Below are 21,805 nucleotides of genomic sequence, written 5' to 3'. Positions count from 1 at the left end.
CGGGCATCCGGGCGGCTACGCGTCGTAGAGGTCGGCCTTCCTCGGTGCCGGGTCCTGCACCGCGGTGCTGAGGAACGCCGACCGGTTGCCGAACTTCTCGGTGTCCACGCCGTTGTCCTCCAGGACCTTGATCGCCGCCGCGTGCACCACGCGCAGCACGGGGGTCGCGGCGCGCATCGCGTCGTCGGCCATGAAGCGGTGGCGCCAGGGCTTGTCGGCCCACACGTGCCGCAGACCGAACGGCTCGGGGAGGGTGATCGTCCCGCCGAGCCAGTTCAGCAGCGGCGGGTACCAGGAGAGCGGGGCGCGGACGGCGAGGCGTACGACCTCGTTGGTGGGGACCAGCGGGAGCTTCACCTTGCGGGTCTCCCACGGCCGGAACGACTTCGGGACGTCCTTCGTCGGGTCCTCGGGCTTGCCCATGAACAGCGGGTTGACCGGGCCCAGCGCATGGCCGGTGACCTCGATGCGCAGGGTCTCGTGCAGCACGGTGACAGTGATCATCATCGTGAGGATCAACTGGCCGTCCCACAGCGTCCACTGCACCCCGAGGTAGTGCCGGTCCCCGCTGCCGAACTGCTGCTTGTTGCAGATGTCCTGTATGGAGTGGGCCCGGTGCTGGAACGCCTCGATGTCCGTCGACTGCTCGGTCCGGGCCACCGCCTTGGCGTTCTCGCCGATCGGCGTGACGATCCAGTGCCGTATGGACGCCTTCGGGAAGCCGCCGGTGTTGATCGTGTTCCGCTCCAGCATGCGCAGCTTGTCGTGGATGGCGCGGATGACGTCCCAGCTGCGGAACGGGTGGATCTCCCGGTCCGGGTCGGCCTGGACCAGGTCCTCGGCGAGCTGCCAGCTGCCCCAGCGGGTGCCCATGCCCAGGATGCCCTTGGGACCGGCGTAGAAGATGGAGTTGGACAGTTGCTCGGTGCTCAACCGGGCCAGCGACTGCCGCAGTTGCTCGGCCTGGGTCTCGCCGGGGCTGCTCGGCACCGCCTCGGGGACCTGGGCTCCGACGCTGCTGCCCGCGATCAGTCCGTCCCAGCGGCCCCGCAGGTCCCGCGTCGAGCGATCGCAGATCTGCTTGGCCCAGAACCAGCCGATGACGGGAAGGACCACACAGGCGCGTGCGTACCAGCCCCAGAAGCCCGTGAACGGCATCTTGACCAGGAAGATGACGGCGAGCGCGCCGACGCCGACGAGGAGTGCGGTGGCGAGGGCGGAGGCCTTCTTGTTGGGGTTCTTGTCGATGGTGGTGCGGATCGAGAAGACCAGGAGCCAGACCAGGAGTCCGGGCAGGAACAGCACACCGCACAGCACCATGACGGCGGACAGCCGTTTGTCCCGCTCCCGGCGGAGGCGGTAGGCCGCCAGGCAGTGGTCGACGACGACCTGCGGTTCGGTGCCGAAGGACTGGATGAGGGGCTTGCGTCCCGGGCCGATCATGCGCTCGATCACGGCCCGGGAGAACGCCTCACCGAGGTTGGGCTTGAAGAGGCCGCCGGTCCACTTCTGGCCTTCCTTGACGGTGGTCTCGTGCCACTCGCTGTTGGCCTTCGTGATGTCCTCGACCGGATTGTCCCGGTACGCGGCTGAGGCGAGGGCGAACGTGGCTGTCTGGCTCTCGTCGCCCGAGCGCGGAACCTGTGGTCCGAAGACGCTCTCGTAACCGGTTCCAACGGTCATTCCCGCCCCCGATCGCCGCCTGGTCGCTCCTGCGGCCTTCCCGACTTCCTTGCCCCGCACACCTGTTGATCAGGCCGTCCCGGCTTGCGGGCCCGACTTGATCACTGCCATCAGCGTATCCGCCGCCACCGACATTCGTCGGCGGACGGCCGAAGCTGCCCGCCGACTCGGAGGGGTGCGTTCCAGGAACGCCACTTGTAGTGTGCCCCGCGCCAACTCCTAGGAGTCGCGCGCCTCTTCACGGATCCTCTCGGCGATCTGGGGCGGCATGGGTTCGTGCCGTGCGTAGGAGCGGTTGAAGCGTGCCGTGCCGTGCGACAGGGAGCGCAGGTCGACGGCGTACCGGCCGATCTCGATCTCGGGCACCTCGGCCTTGACGACGGTGCGGTTCCCGCTGGTCTGCTCGGTGCCGAGCACCCGGCCGCGCCGGCCGGACAGGTCGCTCATCACGGCGCCCACGTAGTCGTCGCCGACCAGGACGCTCACCTCGGCCACCGGTTCGAGGAGATGGATCTTCGCGTCCGCCGCCGCCTCCCGCAGCGCCAGCGCGCCGGCCGTCTGGAACGCGGCGTCGGAGGAGTCCACCGAGTGCGCCTTGCCGTCGAGCAGCGTGATCCGTACGTCGATCAGCGCGTACCCGGCGGCAACTCCCTTGGCGGCCTGGGCCCGCACGCCCTTCTCGACGGACGGGATGAACTGCCGGGGCACCGCGCCGCCGACGACCTTGTCCACGAACTCGATGCCCGAGCCGCCCGGCAGCGGCTCCACCTCGATCGCGCAGATGGCGAACTGCCCGTGCCCGCCGGACTGCTTGACATGCCGGCCGCGGCCCGCCGACTTGCCGGCGAACGTCTCCCGCAGGGAGACCTTGTGCGGCACGACGTCGACCTGGACGCCGTAGCGGCTGCGCAGCCGCTCCAGCGCCACGTCGGCATGTGCCTCGCCCAGGCACCACAGGACCACCTGGTGGGTGTCCTGGTTCTGCTCCAGCCGCATGGTCGGATCCTCGGCCACGAGCCGGCTCAGGCCCTGCGAGAGCTTGTCCTCGTCGGCCTTGCTGTGCGCCTCGATGGCGAGCGGCAGCAGCGGGTCGGGCATCTCCCAGGGCTCCATCAGGAGCGGGTCGTCCTTGGCGGAGAGGGTGTCTCCGGTCTCCGCGCGGCTCAGCTTGGCCACGCACACGAGGTCGCCGGCGATGGCGTGGCTCACCGGGCGCTGCTGCTTGCCGAACGGGGTGGACAGCGCGCCGACGCGTTCGTCGACGTCGTGGTCCTCGTGCCCGCGGTCGGCCAGACCGTGCCCGGAGACGTGCACCGTCTCGTCGGGGCGCAGGGTGCCGGAGAAGATGCGGACGAGGGAGACCCGGCCGACGTAGGGGTCGGAGGACGTCTTGACGACCTCCGCGACCAGCGGGCCGTCCGTGTCGCAGGCCTTGATCTCGCGCGGCTTGCCGTCGATGGTGGTGACACCCGGCGTGGGGTGCTCGAAGGGCGTCGGGAAGCCCCTGGTGACGAGCTCCAGCACCTCGACGGTGCCGAGGCCCTGCTTGGCGCCCTCGGCCGCGGGGGCGGCGGCCAGGACGGGGAAGAAGACCCCGCGCGCGACGGCCCGCTCCAGGTCCTCGATCAGCGTCTTGACGTCGACCTGCTCACCGCCGAGGTAGCGGTCCATGAGGGTCTCGTCCTCGCTCTCGGCGATGATCCCCTCGATCAGCCGGTTGCGGGCCTCCTCGATCTCCGGCAGCTGGTCCTCGCCCGGCTCGGACTCCTTGCGCTCGCCGGAGGAGTAGTCGAACAGCTTCTGCGAGAGCAGGCCGGTCAGACCGGTCACGGGGGCGTGCCCGTCCGGCCCCTGGGGGCCGTGCAGCGGCAGATACAGGGGGAGCACGGCGTCGGGGTCGTCCCCGCCGAACGCCTCCGCGCAGGTCTGTGTCATCGTCTCGAAGTCCGCCCGCGCGGACTCCAGATGCGTGATCACGATCGCGCGCGGCATGCCGACGGCCGCGCACTCCTCCCACACCATGCGGGTCGAGCCGTCCACGCCGTCGGAGGCCGAGACGACGAAAAGGGCCGCGTCCGCCGCTCGCAGACCGGCCCTCAGTTCTCCGACGAAGTCGGCGTATCCGGGGGTGTCGAGAAGGTTGACCTTGATGCCGTCCCATTCGACGGGCACCAGGGAGAGCTGGACCGAACGGTTCTGCCGGTGTTCGATCTCGTCGTAGTCGGAGACGGTGCCGCCGTCCTCCACGCGGCCCGCCCGGTTCACCGCCCCCGCTGTCAGTGCGAGAGCTTCCACCAATGTCGTCTTGCCCGATCCGGAGTGGCCGACCAGCACCACATTCCGTACGGACGCGGGGTGGTCGGCCGCTGTTGCCCTGCCGGCGGCTCCGGGGTGTGCGTTCGCCTTGTCGCCCATGGCCTTGCCTCCCGTGCACGGTGAGGTCACTGTGGGCGCGGACATGCGGATCCGCGGCGATGGCGGCTCCGGCGACGCCCGCGGTTCTTCGAGCTTTCCACTCCCGTCACGGTGCGTCCATACGGCGGACGCGATCGCACCGTTACCCGTATGCCGTGCGGCCGTGACACGGGCCGAGAGTGCCCGGCGTTCGCACATGCGCGCGCGTGGCTACGATGGGCCAGCCGGTGGCCAGCAGGGGCCGCGCGGCCACACCGACCCTCGGGAAGGCCATGCTGAACAAGTACGCGCGTGCATTCTTCACGCGTGTCCTCACACCGTTCGCCTCATTTCTCATCAGAAGGGGCGTCAGCCCTGACACGGTGACGCTGCTCGGCACCGCAGGGGTGGTCGCGGGGGCGCTGGTCTTCTTCCCCATGGGCGAGTTCTTCTGGGGCACGATCGTGATCACGCTGTTCGTGTTCTCGGACCTGGTCGACGGCAACATGGCCCGCCAGCTCGGCCGTTCCAGCCGCTGGGGCGCCTTCCTGGACTCCACCCTTGACCGGGTCGCCGACGGCGCGATCTTCGGCGGTTTCATCCTCTGGTACGCCGGTGGCGGCGACGACCTCGTGCTGTGCGCCGTCTCGATCTTCTGTCTGGCGAGCGGCCAGGTGGTGTCGTACACCAAGGCCCGGGGCGAGTCGATCGGGCTGCCGGTCGCCGTCAACGGTCTCGTCGAGCGGGCCGAACGCCTGGTGATCTCGCTGGTCGCGGCCGGTCTCGCGGGACTGCACGGGTTCGGGGTGCCGGGCATCCAGTACCTGCTGCCGATCGCTCTGTGGATCGTCGCCGTCGGCAGCCTGGTCACGCTGATCCAGCGCGTCGTCACGGTCCGTCGTGAGGCGGCGGAGGCCGACGCGGCCACCCCGCAGGAGACCCAGGGGAGCGAGGCGGCGAAGTGAGTGCCCAGGACCGGCTGACCGACGCGCTGTACGGCCTCGGCTGGGGAGCGGTGAAGAAGCTCCCCGAGCCGGTCGCCGTACGCCTCGGCCGGACCATCGCCGACCTCGCCTGGAAGCAGCGCGGCAAGGGCGTGCAGCGGCTGGAGAGCAACTACGCGCGCGTGGTGCCCGACGCGACCCCTGAGCGCCTCGCCGAGCTCTCCCGCGCGGGCATGCGCTCCTACCTGCGCTACTGGATGGAGTCCTTCCGGCTGCCCGCCTGGAGCAAGGAGCGCGTCAAGGGCGGCTTCGACCCCAAGGACCTGCACCACCTCACCGAGGGCCTCGCCTCCGGGCGGGGCGTGATCCTGGCGCTGCCGCACATGGCCAACTGGGACCTCGCCGGCGCCTGGGTCACCACCGTGCTGGATACGCCGTTCACCACCGTCGCGGAACGGCTCAAGCCGGAGACGCTCTACGACCGGTTCGTCGCCTATCGCGAGGGCCTCGGCATGGAGGTCCTGCCGCACAGCGGCGGCACCGCCTTCGGCACCCTGGCCCGGCGGCTGCGCGACGGCGGGCTGGTCTGCCTGGTCGCCGAGCGCGACCTGTCCTCCTCCGGCGTCGAGGTCCAGTTCTTCGGCGAGGCCACCCGGATCCCCGCGGGCCCGGCACTCCTCGCCCAACAGACCGGCGCGCTGCTGCTGCCGGTGACGCTCTGGTACGACGACTCGCCCGTCATGCGGGGCAGGGTGCACCCCCCGGTCGAGGTACCCGAGACAGGTACCCGCGCCGAGAAGACGTCTGTCATGGCACAGGCGCTGGCCGATGCCTTCGCCTCGGGGATCGCCGACCATCCGGAGGACTGGCACATGCTCCAGCGGCTGTGGCTCAAGGATCTCGACCCCAGTAAGGGGCCCTCGTGAAGATCGGCATCGTCTGCCCCTACTCCTGGGACGTGCCCGGCGGCGTCCAGTTCCACATCCGCGATCTCGCCGAGTACTTCATCCGGCTCGGCCACGACGTGTCCGTGCTGGCCCCGGCCGACGACGACACCCCGCTGCCGCCCTACGTCGTCTCGGCGGGCCGTGCGGTGCCGGTGCCGTACAACGGCTCGGTGGCCCGGCTGAACTTCGGCTTCCTCAGCGCCGCGCGGGTGCGCCGCTGGCTGCACGACGGCGAGTTCGACGTCGTCCACATCCACGAGCCGTCCTCGCCCTCCCTGGGCCTGCTGGCCTGCTGGGCGGCGCAGGGGCCGCTGGTGGCGACCTTCCACACCTCCAACCCGCGTTCCAAGGCCATGATCGCCGCGTACTCGATCCTCCAGGCCGCCCTGGAGAAGATCAGCGCGCGTATCGCGGTGAGCGAGTACGCCCGGCGCACGCTGGTGGAACACCTCGGCGGCGACGCGGTCGTCATCCCGAACGGCGTCGACGTCGACTTCTTCGCCAGGGCCGAGCCCAAGCCCGAGTGGCAGGGCGACACCCTCGGCTTCGTCGGACGCATCGACGAGCCCCGCAAGGGCCTGCCGGTGCTGATGAAGGCGCTGCCGAAGATCCTCGCCGAGCGCCCGCAGACCCGGCTCCTGGTGGCCGGGCGCGGCGACGAGGAGGAAGCCGTGGAGAACCTGCCCGCGGAACTCCGCTCACGCGTGGAGTTCCTCGGCATGGTCAGCGACGAGGACAAGGCGCGCTTCCTGCGCAGCGTCGACGTGTACGTCGCCCCCAACACCGGCGGCGAGAGCTTCGGGATCATCCTGGTCGAGGCGATGTCGGCGGGGGCCCCGGTGCTCGCCTCGGACCTGGACGCCTTTGCCCAGGTGCTGGACCAGGGCGCGGCGGGCGAGCTCTTCGCCAACGAGGACGCCGACGCGCTGGCCGAGGCGGCGCTGCGGCTGCTGGCCGATCCGGAGCGGCGGGCCGAACTGCGGGAGCGCGGGAGCGCCCACGTACGGCGGTTCGACTGGTCGACGGTCGGGGCGGACATCCTGTCGGTGTACGAGACGGTGACGGCGGGCGCCGCGGCGGTGGCGGCGGCCGAGGACGACCGCACCACGGGTCTGCTGTCACGGTTCGGGCTGGCGCGGGACTGAGGGGGGCGTAGGGCCGGGGCCGGACGTCGGTAACCTTTGCGCCCGTGACCCCAACCCTGATCTGGATCCTCGTCGCCCTGATCGCGATCGGCCTCTACTTGAGCTGGACCGCAGGACGACTGGACCGGCTGCACGCCCGGATCGACGCCTCCCGGGCCGCGCTGGACGCCCAGCTGCTGCGGCGCGCCTCGGTGGCCCAGGAGCTGGCGACCTCCGGTGTCCTCGACCCGGCCGCCTCGATCGTGCTCTACGAGGCGGCGCACGCCGCGCGGCAGGCCGAGGAGGAGCAGCGGGAGGTCGCCGAGAGCGAGCTGAGCCAGGCCCTGCGGGCCGTCTTCGGGGAGACGCCGCAGGTGGAGACGGTGCGGGAGGCGCCCGGGGGAGTGGCAGCCGTCCGGGAGCTGGCCGAGGCGGTGCGCCGGGTGCCGATGGCCCGGCGCTTCCACAACGACTCCGTGCGGGCCGCCCGTGCCCTGCGGCGCCACCGCAAGGTCCGCTGGTTCCGGCTGGCCGGTCACGCCCCGTTCCCGATGGCGTTCGAGATGGACGACGAGCCTCCGGTGGCCCTGCTGGACCGGGCCGCATAGCCGCGGCCGCTCGCAAAACGATCCACCGCCTCCTCATTGGCCCTTGCTGTGGACTGCTCTCTTCACGTTTCCTCGGTGCTGCAGAAATCCTCTTTTCACATCAGCGAGGTCAACCCGTGTCCATCACCGAGAACCAGGCTCCCGAGACCGGCACCGCCCGTGTGAAGCGCGGCATGGCCGAGCAGCTCAAGGGTGGCGTGATCATGGACGTGGTCAACGCCGAGCAGGCGAAGATCGCCGAGGACGCCGGCGCCGTGGCCGTCATGGCCCTGGAGCGGGTCCCCGCCGACATCCGCAAGGACGGCGGCGTGGCCCGGATGTCGGACCCCAACATGATCGAGGAGATCATCGAGGCGGTCTCCATCCCCGTGATGGCCAAGTCCCGCATCGGTCACTTCGTCGAGGCCCAGGTCCTGCAGTCGCTCGGCGTCGACTACATCGACGAGTCCGAGGTCCTCACCCCGGCCGACGAGGTCAACCACTCCGACAAGTGGGCCTTCACGACCCCCTTCGTCTGCGGCGCCACCAACCTGGGCGAGGCCCTGCGCCGTATCGCCGAGGGCGCGGCCATGATCCGCTCCAAGGGCGAGGCCGGCACCGGCAACGTCGTCGAGGCCGTCCGCCACCTGCGCCAGATCAAGAACGAGATCGCCCGTCTGCGCGGCTACGACAACAACGAGCTGTACGCCGCCGCCAAGGAGCTGCGCGCCCCGTACGAGCTGGTCAAGGAAGTCTCCGAGCTCGGCAAGCTCCCGGTGGTGCTGTTCTCCGCCGGTGGCGTGGCCACCCCCGCCGACGCCGCCCTGATGCGCCAGCTCGGCGCCGAGGGCGTCTTCGTCGGCTCCGGCATCTTCAAGTCCGGCGACCCGGCCAAGCGCGCCGCCGCCATCGTGAAGGCCACCACCTTCTACGACGACCCGAAGATCATCGCGGACGCGTCCCGCAACCTGGGCGAGGCCATGGTCGGCATCAACTGCGACACCCTCCCCGAGGCCGAGCGCTACGCCAACCGCGGCTGGTAACCACCCCATGTCGAACGAAGCCCCTGTCATCGGCGTCCTGGCCCTCCAGGGCGACGTACGGGAGCACCTCATCGCCCTGGCCGCGGCGGACGCCGTGGCCAGGCCGGTCAGGCGCCCCGAGGAACTCGCCGGGATCGACGGCCTCGTCATCCCCGGCGGAGAGTCCACGACCATCTCCAAACTGGCCGTCCTGTTCGGCGTGATGGAGCCCCTACGCGCGCGTGTACGTGCCGGCATGCCTGTCTACGGCACCTGCGCGGGCATGATCATGCTGGCCGACAAGATCCTCGACCCGCGCTCGGGCCAGGAGACCATCGGCGGCATCGACATGATCGTGCGCCGCAACGCCTTCGGCCGCCAGAACGAGTCCTTCGAAGCGACGGTCGACGTCGAGGGCGTCGAGGGCGATCCTGTAGAGGGCGTCTTCATCCGCGCCCCCTGGGTCGAGTCCGTCGGCGCCGAGACCGAGGTGCTCGCCGAGCACGACGGTCACATCGTCGCGGTCCGCCAGGGCAACGCGCTCGCCACGTCGTTCCACCCGGAGCTGACCGGCGACCACCGCGTGCACTCCCTGTTCGTCGACATGGTGCGCGCGAACCGGGCTGCGGAGTCCTTGTAGGATCTCTGCGTTCGTTGTTTGGATGGGTTACGCGAAGGAGACAGGCAGATGTCCGGCCACTCTAAATGGGCTACGACGAAGCACAAGAAGGCCGTGATCGACGCCAAGCGCGGCAAGCTCTTCGCGAAGATGATCAAGAACATCGAGGTCGCGGCCCGCACCGGTGGCGCCGACGTGTCCGGCAATCCGACGCTGTTCGACGCCATCCAGAAGGCCAAGAAGAGCTCGGTCCCCAACAAGAACATCGAATCCGCGGTCAAGCGCGGCGCCGGTCTCGAGGCGGGTGGCGCCGACTACGAGACGATCATGTACGAGGGTTACGGCCCGAACGGTGTCGCGGTGCTCATCGAGTGCCTCACCGACAACCGCAACCGTGCCGCCTCGGACGTGCGTGTCGCCATGACCCGCAACGGCGGCTCGATGGCCGACCCGGGCTCCGTCTCGTACCTCTTCAACCGCAAGGGCGTCGTGGTCGTCCCCAAGGGCGAGCTGACCGAGGACGACGTCCTGGGAGCCGTCCTGGACGCCGGTGCCGAGGAAGTCAACGACCTCGGTGAGTCCTTCGAGATCCTCTCCGAGGCCACCGACCTGGTCGCGGTCCGCACCGCCCTCCAGGACGCCGGGATCGACTACGACTCCGCCGACGCCAACTTCGTCCCGACCATGCAGGTCGAGCTCGACGAGGAAGGCGCCCGGAAGATCTTCAAGCTGATCGACGCCCTCGAGGACAGCGACGACGTGCAGAACGTCTTCGCCAACTTCGACGTCAGCGACGAGGTCATGGAGAAGGTCGACGCGTAGCGCTGCCGCGAACTGACGCGTGGCGCTGCCGCGAACTGAGCGGATTCGGCGGGCCGGTGGGACACACCCCACCGGCCCGCCGCCGTTGTCGGTGGCAGCAGATAGCCTGCACAAACAGGCGATCGAGTGGGAGGGGACGCGGTGCGCGTACTCGGGGTGGACCCCGGACTGACGCGGTGCGGTGTCGGTGTCGTGGAGGGGGTCGCGGGGCGGCCGTTGACCATGATCGGCGTCGGTGTCGTCCGCACGCCCGCCGACGCCGAGTTGGGGCTCCGGCTCGTCGCCATCGAGCGGGGCATCGAGCAGTGGCTCGACGAGCACCGGCCCGAATTCGTCGCCGTGGAGCGGGTGTTCAGCCAGCACAACGTCCGTACGGTCATGGGCACCGCCCAGGCCAGCGCCGTCGCCATGCTCTGCGCCGCCCGCCGCGGCATCCCCGTCGCCCTGCACACCCCCAGCGAGGTCAAGGCCGCCGTCACCGGCAGCGGCCGCGCCGACAAGGCCCAGGTCGGCGCCATGGTCACCCGCCTGCTCCGGCTCGACGCACCGCCCAAACCCGCCGACGCCGCCGACGCCCTCGCGCTCGCCATCTGCCACATCTGGCGCGCCCCCGCACAGAACCGGCTCCAGCAGGCCGTCGCCCTGTACACAGCCAACGCTACGAAAGGCCGTACGGCATGATCGCCTTCGTGAGCGGCACGATCGCCGCCCTCGCCCCCGACGCCGCCGTCGTCGAGGTCGGCGGGGTCGGCATGGCCGTGCAGTGCACGCCGAACACCCTGTCCACGCTCCGCCTGGGCAAGCCGGCCAAGCTCGCCACCTCCCTCGTCGTACGGGAGGACTCACTGACGCTCTACGGCTTCGTGGACGACGACGAGCGCCAGGTCTTCGAGCTGCTCCAGACCGCGAGCGGCGTCGGCCCCCGCCTGGCCCAGGCGATGCTCGCCGTGCACACCCCGGACGCCCTGCGCAGAGCGGTCGCCACGGGCGACGAGAAGGCACTGATCGCCGTCCCCGGCATCGGCAAGAAGGGCGCCCAGAAGCTGCTCCTCGAACTCAAGGACCGCCTCGGCGAGCCGATCGGCGCCCCGGCCGTCGGTTCCCCGGTCACCCAGGGCTGGCGCGACCAGCTGCACGCGGCGCTGATCGGCCTCGGCTACGCGACCCGCGAGGCCGACGAGGCCGTGTCCGCCGTGGCACCCCAGGCCGAGGCCGCCGGGGGCACCCCACAGGTGGGCCAGCTGCTGAAGGCCGCCCTGCAGACCCTGAACCGCGCCCGCTAGGAGACCGTCAGTGAACTGGGACGACACCACCGACGCGACCGCCCCCGAGCGGCTGGTGGGCTCTGTCGCCGACCGTGAGGACCAGGCCGTCGAGGCTGCCCTGCGCCCCAAGGACCTGGACGAGTTCATCGGCCAGGAGAAGGTCCGCGAGCAGCTCGACCTCGTCCTGCGCGCCGCACGCGCGCGGGGCGCCACCGCCGACCACGTGCTGCTCTCCGGCGCCCCCGGCCTGGGCAAGACCACCCTCTCGATGATCATCGCCGCCGAGATGGGCGCCCCCATCCGCATCACCTCGGGCCCCGCCATCCAGCACGCCGGCGACCTGGCCGCGATCCTCTCCTCGCTCCAGGAGGGCGAGGTCCTCTTCCTCGACGAGATCCACCGCATGTCCCGGCCCGCCGAGGAGATGCTGTACATGGCGATGGAGGACTTCCGCGTCGACGTCATCGTCGGCAAGGGCCCCGGCGCCACCGCCATCCCCCTGGAACTCCCCCCGTTCACCCTGGTCGGCGCCACCACGCGCGCGGGCCTGCTGCCGCCCCCGCTGCGCGACCGCTTCGGCTTCACCGCGCACATGGAGTTCTACGAGCCCGCCGAGCTGGAGCGCGTCATCCACCGCTCCGCGAACCTCCTCGACGTCGAGATCGACACCGACGGCGCCGCCGAGATCGCCGGCCGCTCCCGCGGCACGCCCCGTATCGCCAACCGGCTGCTGCGCCGGGTGCGCGACTACGCCCAGGTCAAGGCGGACGGTTTCATCACCCGTGACATCGCGTCGGCCGCGCTGAAGGTCTACGAGGTCGACGCCCGCGGCCTGGACCGTCTGGACCGCGGAGTCCTGGAGGCCCTGCTCAAGCTGTTCGGCGGCGGCCCCGTCGGCCTGTCCACCCTCGCCGTCGCGGTGGGGGAGGAGCGCGAGACCGTCGAGGAGGTCGCCGAGCCCTTCCTCGTCCGGGAGGGTCTGCTGGCCCGTACACCGCGTGGTCGCGTCGCCACTCCCGCCGCATGGGCACACCTCGGACTCACCCCGCCCCGCTCGGCAGCGACAGGAAACGGACAAGGAGACCTGTTCGGGACGTGATGCCTTTGTGACGGCGCGGGATTGGCCCGGCCAGGAACCCGGGTGCCATGCTGAGCGTTGTTCCCTGCACGCGGACTCGCTTAGACTCCGCCGATGCCGCCGTTGTCGGCGGCGCGCACACCCCCAACCATCAGGCCGCTCACCATCGCGGTCGCGTGAAGGAAGTACCGACCCGTGAGTCTCGTGACCCTCCTCCCGTTCATCGTGCTCATCGGGGCCATGTTCCTGATGACCCGGTCGGCGAAGAAGAAGCAGCAGCAGGCCGCCGAGATGCGGAACCAGCTGGAGCCCGGCAGTGGCATCCGCACCATCGGGGGCATGTACGCCACGGTCAAGGAGGTCAACGACGACACGATCCTCGTCGACGCGGGCCCCGGAGTGGAACTCCTCTTCGCGAAGAACGCGATCGGTGCCGTCCTGACGGACGACGAGTACAACCGCATCGTCCACGGTGTCGAGCACGACCTGAAGACCGACGTCGTTCCCGACGACGCCTCCTCCCTCACCGAGACCGACGAGTCCGCCGACGAAGCTGCCGCCGCCTCCGACGACGACAAGTCCGTTGACCTCGGCAAGAAGGACGAGCCCGCCGACGAGGCCGAGCCGGCCGCCGAGGCCGCCGAGGCGAAGACGGACGACGAGCCGAAGAAGACCGACGGCGACTCCGACGCGAAGTAGCCGTATCCCGGGGCGCGCGGGCCAGGCCTGCGCGCCCTCGGGCGTACGCAGCTCGCACGGGATCCCGACACCATGTCATGGCCGCCCGCCCGATGACCCGGCGCGGAGCGGCCCGAGAGGGAGTACGAGAAGGTGGCAGCACCCAAGAGGGGCCGCAGCGCGAGTGCCCAGAGCAAGCCAGGGCGCTCGCTGGCCCTGATCCTGATCGCCATCGTGGCGCTCACCGGAGGGATGTTCCTCTCCGGTCACACCACGCCGCGTCTCGGCATCGACCTCGCCGGCGGTACCAGCATCACGCTGGAGGCGAAGGCCGACCAAGGGTCCGCGATCAACAAGGCCAACATGGACACCGCGGTCGAGATCATGAACCGCCGTGTCAATGGCCTGGGCGTCTCCGAGGCGGAGGTGCAGACCCAGGGCGACCGCAACATCATCGTGAACATCCCCAAGGGCACCAACTCCAAGGAAGCCCGGGACCAGGTCGGCACCACCGCGAAGCTGTACTTCCGTCCGGTGCTGGCCCAGGAGGCCACCGGCGCCCCCGCCGCGACGGCCTCGCCGAGCGCGTCCGCCAGCGGTTCCTCCAGCGCCTCGCCGAGCCCCTCCACCAGCGAGTCGGCCACCACGGGTGAGAAGGCGACCTCGTCGAACTCCCCGTCGGCCTCCGCCACCACGCAGGGCCGCGCCGCCTCCGACGCGCTGAAGGCCGACCCGACCCCGTCAGGGTCCGCCTCGGCCTCCGCCTCCGCGAGCCCCTCCGCCTCCGCGAGCGGCGGCACCTCCGCCGACGCCAAGCTCCAGGCCGCGTACGCCGCCCTCGACTGCTCCAAGCAGGCACAGCGCAACAAGGCCGGGGACGGCGCCAAGCCCGAGGACTCCACCGTGGGCTGCGGTGAGATCCAGGGCGTCTGGTACAAGTACCTGCTCGGCCCGGCCGCCGTCGCCGGCACCGAGGTCGACAAGGCCCAGGCCGTCTACGACACGCAGACCGCCGCCGGTTGGCAGGTCACGATGGACTTCAACAAGAGCGGTGCCAAGAAGTTCGCCGACATCACCGCCCAGCTGGCCCAGAACACCCAGCCGCAGAACGAGTTCGGCATCGTCCTCGACGGCCAGGTCGTCTCCAGCCCGTACGTCAGCCAGTCCATCACCGGCGGCCAGGCCCAGATCTCCGGCAGCTTCACGCAGGAGGAGGCCCAGGGCCTCGCCAACATGCTGTCGTACGGCGCGCTCCCGCTCTCCTTCCAGGAGCAGAGCGTGACCACGGTGACCGCCGCGCTCGGCACCGACCAGCTGCACGCCGGTCTCCTCGCCGGTGCGATCGGCCTCGCGCTGGTCGTCCTGTACCTGGTGTTCTACTACCGCGGTCTGTCGCTCGTCGCGATCGCCTCGCTGCTGGTCTCCGGCATCCTCACCTATGTGCTCATGGCGCTGCTCGGCCCGGCCATCGGCTTCGCGCTGAACCTGCCGGCCGTGTGCGGTGCCATCGTCGCCATCGGTATCACCGCGGACTCGTTCATCGTGTACTTCGAACGCATCCGGGACGAGATCCGTGAGGGCCGCTCCCTGCGTCCCGCCGTCGAGCGGGCCTGGCCGCGTGCCCGGCGCACCATCCTGGTCTCCGACTTCGTGTCGTTCCTCGCCGCCGCGGTGCTGTTCATCGTCACCGTCGGCAAGGTCCAGGGCTTCGCGTTCACGCTGGGTCTGACCACCGTCCTCGACGTCGTCGTGGTCTTCTTCTTCACCAAGCCGCTGATGACGCTGCTGGCCCGCCGCAAGTTCTTCGCGAGCGGCAACAAGTGGTCCGGCCTGGACCCGAAGAGCCTGGGTGCCAAGCCGCCACTGCGCCGCACCCGCCGTCCCGCCCCCGTTGAGACGAAGGAGGCGTGAGCATGTCGAAACTCGGCAACCTCGGCGCCCGACTGCACCGTGGCGAGATCAGTTACGACTTCGTCGGCCACCGCAAGCTCTGGTACGGCATCTCGATCCTGATCACCATCACGGCCATCGTCGGCCTGGCGGTGCGCGGCCTGAACATGGGCATCGACTTCCAGGGCGGCGCGGTCTTCACCACCGAGAAGACCAGCGTCTCGGTCTCCCAGGCCCAGGAGTACGCGGAAGAGGCCTCCGGCCACGACGCCGTCGTGCAGAAGCTCGGCAACGGCACGCTGCGCATCCAGATCGCCGGTATGGACACCACGCAGTCCGACCAGATCAAGAACCAGCTCGCCGAGGACTTCAAGGTCGACCCGGAGAAGATCGCCGCCGACCTCGTCGGCCCGAGCTGGGGCGACCAGATCGCCAACAAGGCCTGGCAGGGTCTGGCGATCTTCATGGTCCTGGTGGTGATCTATCTGGCGATCGCCTTCGAGTGGCGCATGGCCATCGCGGCGCTCGTCGCACTGATCCACGACATCACCATCACCGTCGGCATCTACGCCCTCGTCGGCTTCGAGGTCACGCCGGGTACGGTGATCGGTCTGCTGACCATCCTCGGTTACTCGCTCTACGACACGGTGGTCGTCTTCGACTCCCTCAAGGAGCAGACGAAGGACATCACCAAGCAGACCCGCTGGACCTACAGCGACATCGCCAACCGCTCGATCAACAGCACCCTGGTCCGCTCCATCAACACCACGGTGGTCGCGCTGCTCCCGGTGGCGGGCCTGCTGTTCATCGGTGGCGGCTTCCTCGGCGCGGGCACGCTCAACGACATCTCGCTGTCGCTGTTCGTCGGTCTCGCCGCCGGTGCGTACTCCTCGATCTTCATCGCCACGCCGCTCGTCGCCGACCTCAAGGAACTCGAGCCGCAGATGAAGTCCCTCAAGAAGCGGGTCCTGGCCAAGCGCGCCCAGGCCACCGCCGAGGAGGACCTCGCGGAGGCGCGTGCCGAGGACCCGCGCGGTGACGAGCCGGAGGACGCCCACGCGGTCGTCGGCCCGCGCACCCAGCCCGCCTCGCGCAGCCGGGGCCGCGGCCGACCCTCGGGGAAGCGCCGATGACCGACATCAAGGAGCTGTTGTTCAGCCGCATCCGTGATGTGGCCGACTACCCGGAGCCGGGGGTGATGTTCAAGGACATCACCCCGCTCCTGGCGGACCCGGCGGCGTTCACCGCGCTGACCGACGCGCTCGCGGAGATCGCCGGACGCACCGGCGCCACCAAGGTCGTCGGCCTGGAGGCCCGCGGCTTCATCCTCGGCGCCCCGGTGGCCGTCCGCGCGGGCCTCGGCTTCATCCCCGTACGCAAGGCGGGCAAGCTCCCCGGAGCGACCCTCGGCCAGGCGTACGACCTGGAGTACGGCTCCGCGGAGATCGAGGTGCACGCGGAGGACCTGTCGGCCGAGGACCGTGTCCTGATCGTCGACGACGTCCTGGCCACGGGCGGCACCGCCGAGGCCGCGATCCAGCTGATCCGCAGGGCCGGCGCAGAGGTCGCGGGCCTCGCGGTCCTCATGGAGCTCGGCTTCCTCGCGGGCCGCCCCCGCCTGGAAACGGCCCTGGAGGGCGCTCCACTGGAAGCGCTGCTGGTGGTCTGAGGCCGCCATAGTGCGCCAGGTCTCAAAAACGGCCGTCCTGGTATACCCGGGGCGGCCGTTTCGCGCCCCTGAAGGGGCGCGGGGAACCGCGCGATCAGCCCCAGCGGCGCCGCAGTCGGCCATGCGCCCCGCCCCCTCGGACACGTCCCGGAATGCCGACGCCCGCCCCTCACGTTTCATCGGTAGACGGTCCTCACATCCGCCTGAAGGCGATCCCGGGCCGCGGGATCGCTACCATGGGGTCTCCGGAGCCTGATCGGGGGACCCGGTTCGCGCACGAGGAGTCCTCTTGCCAGACGAGGCCCAGCCACTGACCGCCGCCAAGCCCGAGCCTTCGGCAGGCGCCGCGGCCACGCCCGCGCCGAGCGCGAAGAACGCCGCGCAGGGCTCGGTCGAGCACGCCCAGTCCGCGCCTGTCGACAAGTCGGCCGAGCAGCCGCGCCCCAAGCCGGCGGCGCCCGAGCGCCCCGCGCCCGCGTCCACGCCCGCCGCGGTCCGCCCGCCGGCCGGCCAGCCCGCCCGCTCCGGCTCCTCCAACCGCGTCCGCGCCCGTCTCGCCCGTCTCGGCGTCCAGCGCTCCAACCCGTACAACCCGGTCCTGGAGCCCCTGCTGCGGATAGTGCGCAGCAACGACCCGAAGATCGAGACCGCGACCCTCCGCAAGATCGAGACGGCCTACCAGGTCGCCGAGCGCTGGCACCGCGGCCAGAAGCGCAAGAGCGGCGACCCGTACATCACGCACCCCCTCGCGGTGACGACGATCCTCGCCGAGCTCGGCATGGATCCGGCCACCCTCATGGCGGGCCTGCTGCACGACACCGTCGAGGACACCGAGTACGGCCTTGACCAGCTCCGCCGCGACTTCGGCGACTCGGTCGCCCTGCTCGTCGACGGCGTGACCAAGCTCGACAAGGTCAAGTTCGGCGAGGCCGCGCAGGCCGAGACCGTGCGCAAGATGGTCGTCGCCATGGCCAAGGACCCGCGCGTCCTGGTCATCAAGCTCGCCGACCGCCTGCACAACATGCGCACCATGCGCTACCTCAAGCGCGAGAAGCAGGAGAAGAAGGCGCGCGAGACCCTCGAGATCTACGCGCCGCTCGCCCACCGACTGGGCATGAACACCATCAAGTGGGAACTGGAGGACCTCGCCTTCGCGATCCTCTACCCCAAGATGTACGACGAGATCGTCCGCCTCGTCGCCGAGCGCGCCCCCAAGCGTGACGAGTACCTCGCCATAGTGACCGACGAGGTGCAGCAGGACCTGCGGGCCGCCCGCATCAAGGCGACCGTCACCGGGCGCCCGAAGCACTACTACAGCGTCTACCAGAAGATGATCGTCCGCGGCCGTGACTTCGCGGAGATCTACGACCTGGTGGGCATCCGCGTCCTCGTGGACACCGTCAGGGACTGCTACGCGGCCCTGGGCACCGTCCACGCCCGCTGGAACCCGGTTCCGGGGCGGTTCAAGGACTACATCGCGATGCCCAAGTTCAACATGTACCAGTCGCTGCACACCACGGTCATCGGCCCCAACGGCAAGCCCGTCGAGCTCCAGATCCGCACGTTCGACATGCACCGCCGCGCCGAGTACGGCATCGCCGCGCACTGGAAGTACAAGCAGGAGGCCGTCGCCGGCACCTCCAAGGTGCGCTCGGACCAGCCGAGGACCACCGGCAAGGACGACCACCTCAACGACATGGCGTGGCTGCGCCAGTTGCTCGACTGGCAGAAGGAGACCGAGGACCCCGGGGAGTTCCTGGAGTCCCTGCGCTTCGACCTGTCGCGCAACGAGGTCTTCGTCTTCACGCCCAAGGGCGACGTGATAGCGCTGCCCGCCGGCGCGACCCCCGTGGACTTCTCCTACGCGGTCCACACCGAGGTCGGCCACCGAACCATAGGGGCGAGGGTCAACGGCCGCCTCGTGCCGCTCGAATCCACCCTGGACAACGGCGATCTGGTGGAGGTCTTCACCTCCAAGGCCGCCGGAGCCGGTCCCTCCCGCGACTGGCTCGGGTTCGTCAAGTCCCCGCGCGCCCGCAACAAGATCCGGGCCTGGTTCTCCAAGGAACGCCGCGACGAGGCGATCGAGCAGGGCAAGGACGCCATCGTCCGCGCGATGCGCAAGCAGAACCTGCCGATCCAGCGCATCCTGACGGGCGACTCCCTCGTGACGCTCGCCCACGAGATGCGCTACCCCGACATCTCCGCCCTGTACGCGGCGATCGGCGAGGGCCATGTCTCCGCGCAGAACGTCGTGCAGAAACTGGTCTCCGCGCTCGGCGGCGAGGAGGCGGCCACCGAGGAGATCGACGAGGCGGTCCCGCCGTCCCGCGGCCGCGGCCGCAAGCGCCGTTCCAGCGCCGACCCCGGCGTCGTGGTCAAGGGCGTCGACGACGTGTGGGTCAAGCTCGCGCGCTGCTGCACCCCCGTACCGGGCGACCCCATCATCGGTTTCGTCACGCGCGGTAGCGGCGTATCGGTTCACCGCAGCGACTGTGTGAACGTGGAGTCACTGTCCCGCGAGCCCGAGCGCATCCTCGAGGTCGAGTGGGCGCCCACCCAGTCCTCGGTCTTCCTGGTCGCCATCCAGGTCGAGGCCCTGGACCGCTCCCGGCTCCTCTCCGACGTCACCCGCGTCCTGTCCGACCAGCACGTCAACATCCTCTCCGCGGCCGTCCAGACCTCCCGCGACCGTGTCGCCACCTCCCGCTTCACCTTCGAGATGGGCGACCCGAAGCACCTCGGCCACGTCCTGAAGGCGGTACGCGGCGTGGAGGGCGTCTACGACGTCTACCGTGTGACGTCGGCGCGCGCCCGGTCGTAGGGCATACGACGAGAAGGGCCCCGTACCGAGGTACGGGGCCCTTCTCGTCGTAGAAGCCGAACCGCGGCCGGTCAGCCGCCGAACTCCTCCAGGCCCTTCAGCGCCTGGTCCAGCAGCGCCTGACGGCCCTCGAGCTCACGCTGGAGCTTGTCGGCGCGGGCGTTGTTGCCCTGGGCGCGGGCCTGCTCGATCTGGCCCTGGAGCTTGGCTACGGCGTCCTGGAGCTGGCCGGTGAGACCCGCGGCACGCGCGCGTGCCTCCGGGTTGGTCCGGCGCCACTCGGTCTCCTCGGCCTCCTGGATGGCCCGCTCGACGGCGTGCATCCGGCCCTCGACCTTGGGACGCGCGTCGCGCGGGACGTGGCCGATGGCCTCCCAGCGCTCGTTGATCTGGCGGAACGCGGAGCGCGCCGCCTTGAGGTCGGTGACCGGGAGGATCTTCTCGGCCTCCTCGGCCAGCTCCTCCTTGAGCTTCAGGTTCTCCGACTGCTCGGCGTCGCGCTCCGCGAAGACCGAGCTGCGGGCGGCGAAGAAGACGTCCTGGGCGCCGCGGAAGCGGTTCCACAGGTCGTCCTCGTGCTCGCGCTGGGCACGGCCCGCGGCCTTCCACTCCGCCATCAGCTCGCGGTAGCGGGCGGCCGTCGGACCCCAGTCCGTGGAGCCGGACAGCGCCTCGGCCTCGGAGACCAGTCGTTCCTTGGTCTTACGGGCCTCCTCGCGCTGCGCGTCGAGCGACGCGAAGTGAGCCTTGCGACGCTTGGAGAACGCCGACCGGGCGTGCGAGAAGCGGTGCCACAGTTCGTCGTCGGACTTGCGGTCCAGGCGCGGCAGACCCTTCCAGGTGTCCACCAGGGCCCGCAGCCGCTCACCGGCGGCCCGCCACTGGTCGGACTGCGCGAGCTCCTCCGCCTCGACGACCAGCGCCTCCTTGGAGTGGCGGGCCTCGTCGGACTGCTTGGCGCGCTGCTGCTTGCGCTCCTCGCGACGCTTCTCGACCGTCTCCACGAGCTTGTCCAGACGCACCTTGAGGGCGTCCAGGTCACCGACCGCGTGGTGCGCGTCCACCTGCTCGCGGATGTGGTCGATGGCGACCTGCGCGTCCTTCGCCGACAGATCGGTGGTCTTCACTCGCTTCTCGAGGAGGCCGATCTCGACAACCAGGCCCTCGTACTTGCGCTCGAAGTAGGCCAACGCCTCCTCAGGGGAGCCGGCCTGCCAGGAACCGACGACCTGCTCGCCGTCGGCCGTACGCACGTACACGGTCCCCGTCTCGTCGACGCGGCCCCACGGGTCGCTGCTCACAGCGCCTCCTCCACATGATGCCTGCAGAGGGCTTCAGCGCCCCCGGGCATCGTCCACAGTTTCGTCACGGCCAACATAGGCGACCGGCGGGTTGCCTGTCCGCATCCCGCGCGACCGAAATTTGGCTGTTGAGGGTCAGGATTTGGTGACAGTCGCCTTGTTGATCACGACCGTTGCGTTGGGAGCGCCGTCACCCGCTCCGGTGCTCTCACCTGCGGCCGCGATCTTCTTCAGGACCGTCATACCGGATTCGGAAACGGTACCGAACGGTGTGTAGCTCGGCGGCAGCTGACTGTCCTGGTAGACGAGGAAGAACTGGCTGCCGCCGGTGTGCGCCTGCCCGGTGTTCGCCATCGCGATGGTGCCCGCCGGGTAGACGTTGTCCTTGAGGCTTTTGTCCTTCAGGTTCTCGTCCGGGATCGTGTATCCGGGACCACCGCTGCCGCTGCCCGTCGGGTCGCCGCACTGGAGCACGTAGATGCCGTTGGTGGTGAGCCGGTGGCACTTGGTGTGGTCGAAGTAGCCCTTGGCGGCGAGGAAGTTGAACGAGTTGACGGTGTGCGGGGCCGCCTTCGTCTTGAGCGCGATGTCTATGTCACCGCACGTCGTCGCCAGCTTCATCGTGTACTTCGCCGACTTGTCGATCGTCATCGACGGCTCCTTCTTCCAGGTCGCCGTCTTGGCCTTGCCCTCCGCGGGCTTCTTGCAGGGGTCGGCGATCGCGCTGGGCGTCGCCGACGGCGTGGCCGCGGTGTTGGCCTTGTCGTCGTCGCCCTTGAGGACGTCCGACGTATAGAGCGCCAGACTGCCCACCAGGATCACGCCGAGCACCGACGCGATCACGGAGTTGCGCATGCGGGCCTTGCGCCGCGCGGCCGTGCGCCGCTGCTGCTGCCGCAAGAACTTCTCCCGGGCGAGCTGCCGCTTCCGCTGTTCCTGGGTGACCACCGGGTTCTCT

At 70.0% G+C, this 21,805-nt stretch carries 19 protein-coding genes; 15 read left to right on the top strand and 4 right to left on the bottom strand.

The window, feature by feature from the left end; all coding sequences use genetic code 11:
* Nucleotides 1–15 precede the first annotated feature (15 nt).
* Together ACFY0U_RS37270 and ACFY0U_RS37265 are read right to left on the bottom strand one after the other, a co-directional pair.
* A complete protein-coding gene (locus tag ACFY0U_RS37270) occupies nucleotides 16–1,683 on the bottom strand; it encodes a hypothetical protein (protein ID WP_388643547.1) in 1,668 nt (555 codons plus the stop codon).
* 219 nt (nucleotides 1,684–1,902) lie between these two features.
* Complete coding sequence (locus ACFY0U_RS37265; protein ID WP_388643544.1) at nucleotides 1,903–4,098, bottom strand: elongation factor G-like protein EF-G2; 2,196 nt, start codon at nucleotides 4,096–4,098, stop codon at nucleotides 1,903–1,905.
* 215 nt (nucleotides 4,099–4,313) lie between these two features.
* Between ACFY0U_RS37265 and pgsA the strand changes: the two genes are divergently transcribed.
* From pgsA to ACFY0U_RS37190, 15 genes are all read left to right on the top strand, one after another.
* Nucleotides 4,314–5,042, top strand: coding sequence for a phosphatidylinositol phosphate synthase (gene pgsA / locus ACFY0U_RS37260; protein ID WP_388643665.1), 729 nt, complete (start codon nucleotides 4,314–4,316; stop codon nucleotides 5,040–5,042).
* Nucleotides 5,039–5,947 (top strand): phosphatidylinositol mannoside acyltransferase, encoded by a 909-nt coding sequence (locus ACFY0U_RS37255; protein ID WP_388643542.1) that lies wholly within the window; start codon nucleotides 5,039–5,041, stop codon nucleotides 5,945–5,947. The genes pgsA and ACFY0U_RS37255 overlap by 4 nt, the downstream gene beginning before the upstream one ends.
* Nucleotides 5,944–7,113, top strand: a complete 1,170-nt coding sequence (locus ACFY0U_RS37250) for a glycosyltransferase family 4 protein (RefSeq protein ID WP_388643539.1) — start codon at nucleotides 5,944–5,946, stop codon at nucleotides 7,111–7,113. The genes ACFY0U_RS37255 and ACFY0U_RS37250 overlap by 4 nt, the downstream gene beginning before the upstream one ends.
* Nucleotides 7,114–7,157: 44 nt before the next feature.
* Nucleotides 7,158–7,700, top strand: coding sequence for a hypothetical protein (locus tag ACFY0U_RS37245; protein WP_388643536.1), 543 nt, complete (start codon nucleotides 7,158–7,160; stop codon nucleotides 7,698–7,700).
* Nucleotides 7,701–7,816: 116 nt separating this feature from the next.
* Nucleotides 7,817–8,722: a pyridoxal 5'-phosphate synthase lyase subunit PdxS gene (gene pdxS, locus ACFY0U_RS37240; protein WP_171141454.1), complete on the top strand. Its 906-nt coding sequence runs from the start codon at nucleotides 7,817–7,819 to the stop codon at nucleotides 8,720–8,722.
* A gap of 7 nt (nucleotides 8,723–8,729) precedes the next feature.
* Nucleotides 8,730–9,341 carry a pyridoxal 5'-phosphate synthase glutaminase subunit PdxT gene (pdxT, locus tag ACFY0U_RS37235; protein WP_388643532.1) on the top strand — a complete coding sequence of 204 codons (612 nt, stop codon included), beginning with the start codon at nucleotides 8,730–8,732 and terminating at the stop codon, nucleotides 9,339–9,341.
* Between the two features lie 48 nt (nucleotides 9,342–9,389).
* Nucleotides 9,390–10,142 carry a YebC/PmpR family DNA-binding transcriptional regulator gene (locus tag ACFY0U_RS37230; protein WP_388643529.1) on the top strand — a complete coding sequence of 251 codons (753 nt, stop codon included), beginning with the start codon at nucleotides 9,390–9,392 and terminating at the stop codon, nucleotides 10,140–10,142.
* Between the two features lie 141 nt (nucleotides 10,143–10,283).
* Nucleotides 10,284–10,823: a crossover junction endodeoxyribonuclease RuvC gene (gene ruvC / locus ACFY0U_RS37225; RefSeq protein ID WP_388643526.1), complete on the top strand. Its 540-nt coding sequence runs from the start codon at nucleotides 10,284–10,286 to the stop codon at nucleotides 10,821–10,823.
* Complete coding sequence (gene ruvA, locus ACFY0U_RS37220; protein ID WP_388643524.1) at nucleotides 10,820–11,425, top strand: Holliday junction branch migration protein RuvA; 606 nt, start codon at nucleotides 10,820–10,822, stop codon at nucleotides 11,423–11,425. The genes ruvC and ruvA overlap by 4 nt, the downstream gene beginning before the upstream one ends.
* A 10-nt stretch (nucleotides 11,426–11,435) precedes the next feature.
* Entirely contained in the window at nucleotides 11,436–12,506 is a 1,071-nt protein-coding gene (ruvB, locus tag ACFY0U_RS37215) for a Holliday junction branch migration DNA helicase RuvB (protein WP_388643521.1), read from the top strand.
* A 174-nt stretch (nucleotides 12,507–12,680) separates the two neighbouring features.
* Nucleotides 12,681–13,184 (top strand): preprotein translocase subunit YajC, encoded by a 504-nt coding sequence (gene yajC, locus ACFY0U_RS37210; protein WP_388643518.1) that lies wholly within the window; start codon nucleotides 12,681–12,683, stop codon nucleotides 13,182–13,184.
* A gap of 132 nt (nucleotides 13,185–13,316) precedes the next feature.
* Complete coding sequence (gene secD / locus ACFY0U_RS37205; RefSeq protein WP_388643516.1) at nucleotides 13,317–15,074, top strand: protein translocase subunit SecD; 1,758 nt, start codon at nucleotides 13,317–13,319, stop codon at nucleotides 15,072–15,074.
* A gap of 2 nt (nucleotides 15,075–15,076) precedes the next feature.
* Complete coding sequence (secF, locus tag ACFY0U_RS37200) at nucleotides 15,077–16,186, top strand: protein translocase subunit SecF (protein ID WP_388643513.1); 1,110 nt, start codon at nucleotides 15,077–15,079, stop codon at nucleotides 16,184–16,186.
* The gene (locus tag ACFY0U_RS37195) at nucleotides 16,183–16,722 is read left to right on the top strand and encodes an adenine phosphoribosyltransferase (protein WP_388643510.1); all 540 of its coding nucleotides are present in this window, start codon (nucleotides 16,183–16,185) and stop codon (nucleotides 16,720–16,722) included. Before secF ends, ACFY0U_RS37195 begins: the two co-directional genes overlap by 4 nt.
* 289 nt (nucleotides 16,723–17,011) lie before the next feature.
* Entirely contained in the window at nucleotides 17,012–19,546 is a 2,535-nt protein-coding gene (locus ACFY0U_RS37190; RefSeq protein WP_388643508.1) for a RelA/SpoT family protein, read from the top strand.
* Nucleotides 19,547–19,617: 71 nt separating this feature from the next.
* Here the strand turns inward: ACFY0U_RS37190 and ACFY0U_RS37185 are convergent, their stop codons facing one another.
* Nucleotides 19,618–20,847, bottom strand: a complete 1,230-nt coding sequence (locus tag ACFY0U_RS37185) for a DUF349 domain-containing protein (protein ID WP_388643505.1) — start codon at nucleotides 20,845–20,847, stop codon at nucleotides 19,618–19,620.
* 135 nt (nucleotides 20,848–20,982) lie between these two features.
* On the bottom strand, nucleotides 20,983–21,795 hold the full coding sequence (locus ACFY0U_RS37180; RefSeq protein WP_388643503.1) for a peptidylprolyl isomerase: 813 nt from the start codon (nucleotides 21,793–21,795) through the stop codon (nucleotides 20,983–20,985).
* Between the last annotated feature and the right edge of the window lie 10 nt (nucleotides 21,796–21,805).

The organism is Streptomyces sp. NPDC001536 (genome assembly GCF_042894505.1).
GTDB lineage: Bacteria > Actinomycetota > Actinomycetes > Streptomycetales > Streptomycetaceae > Streptomyces.
Note: the sequence above shows the minus strand (reverse complement) of the source record. Positions and strands in the feature narration are given on the sequence as shown.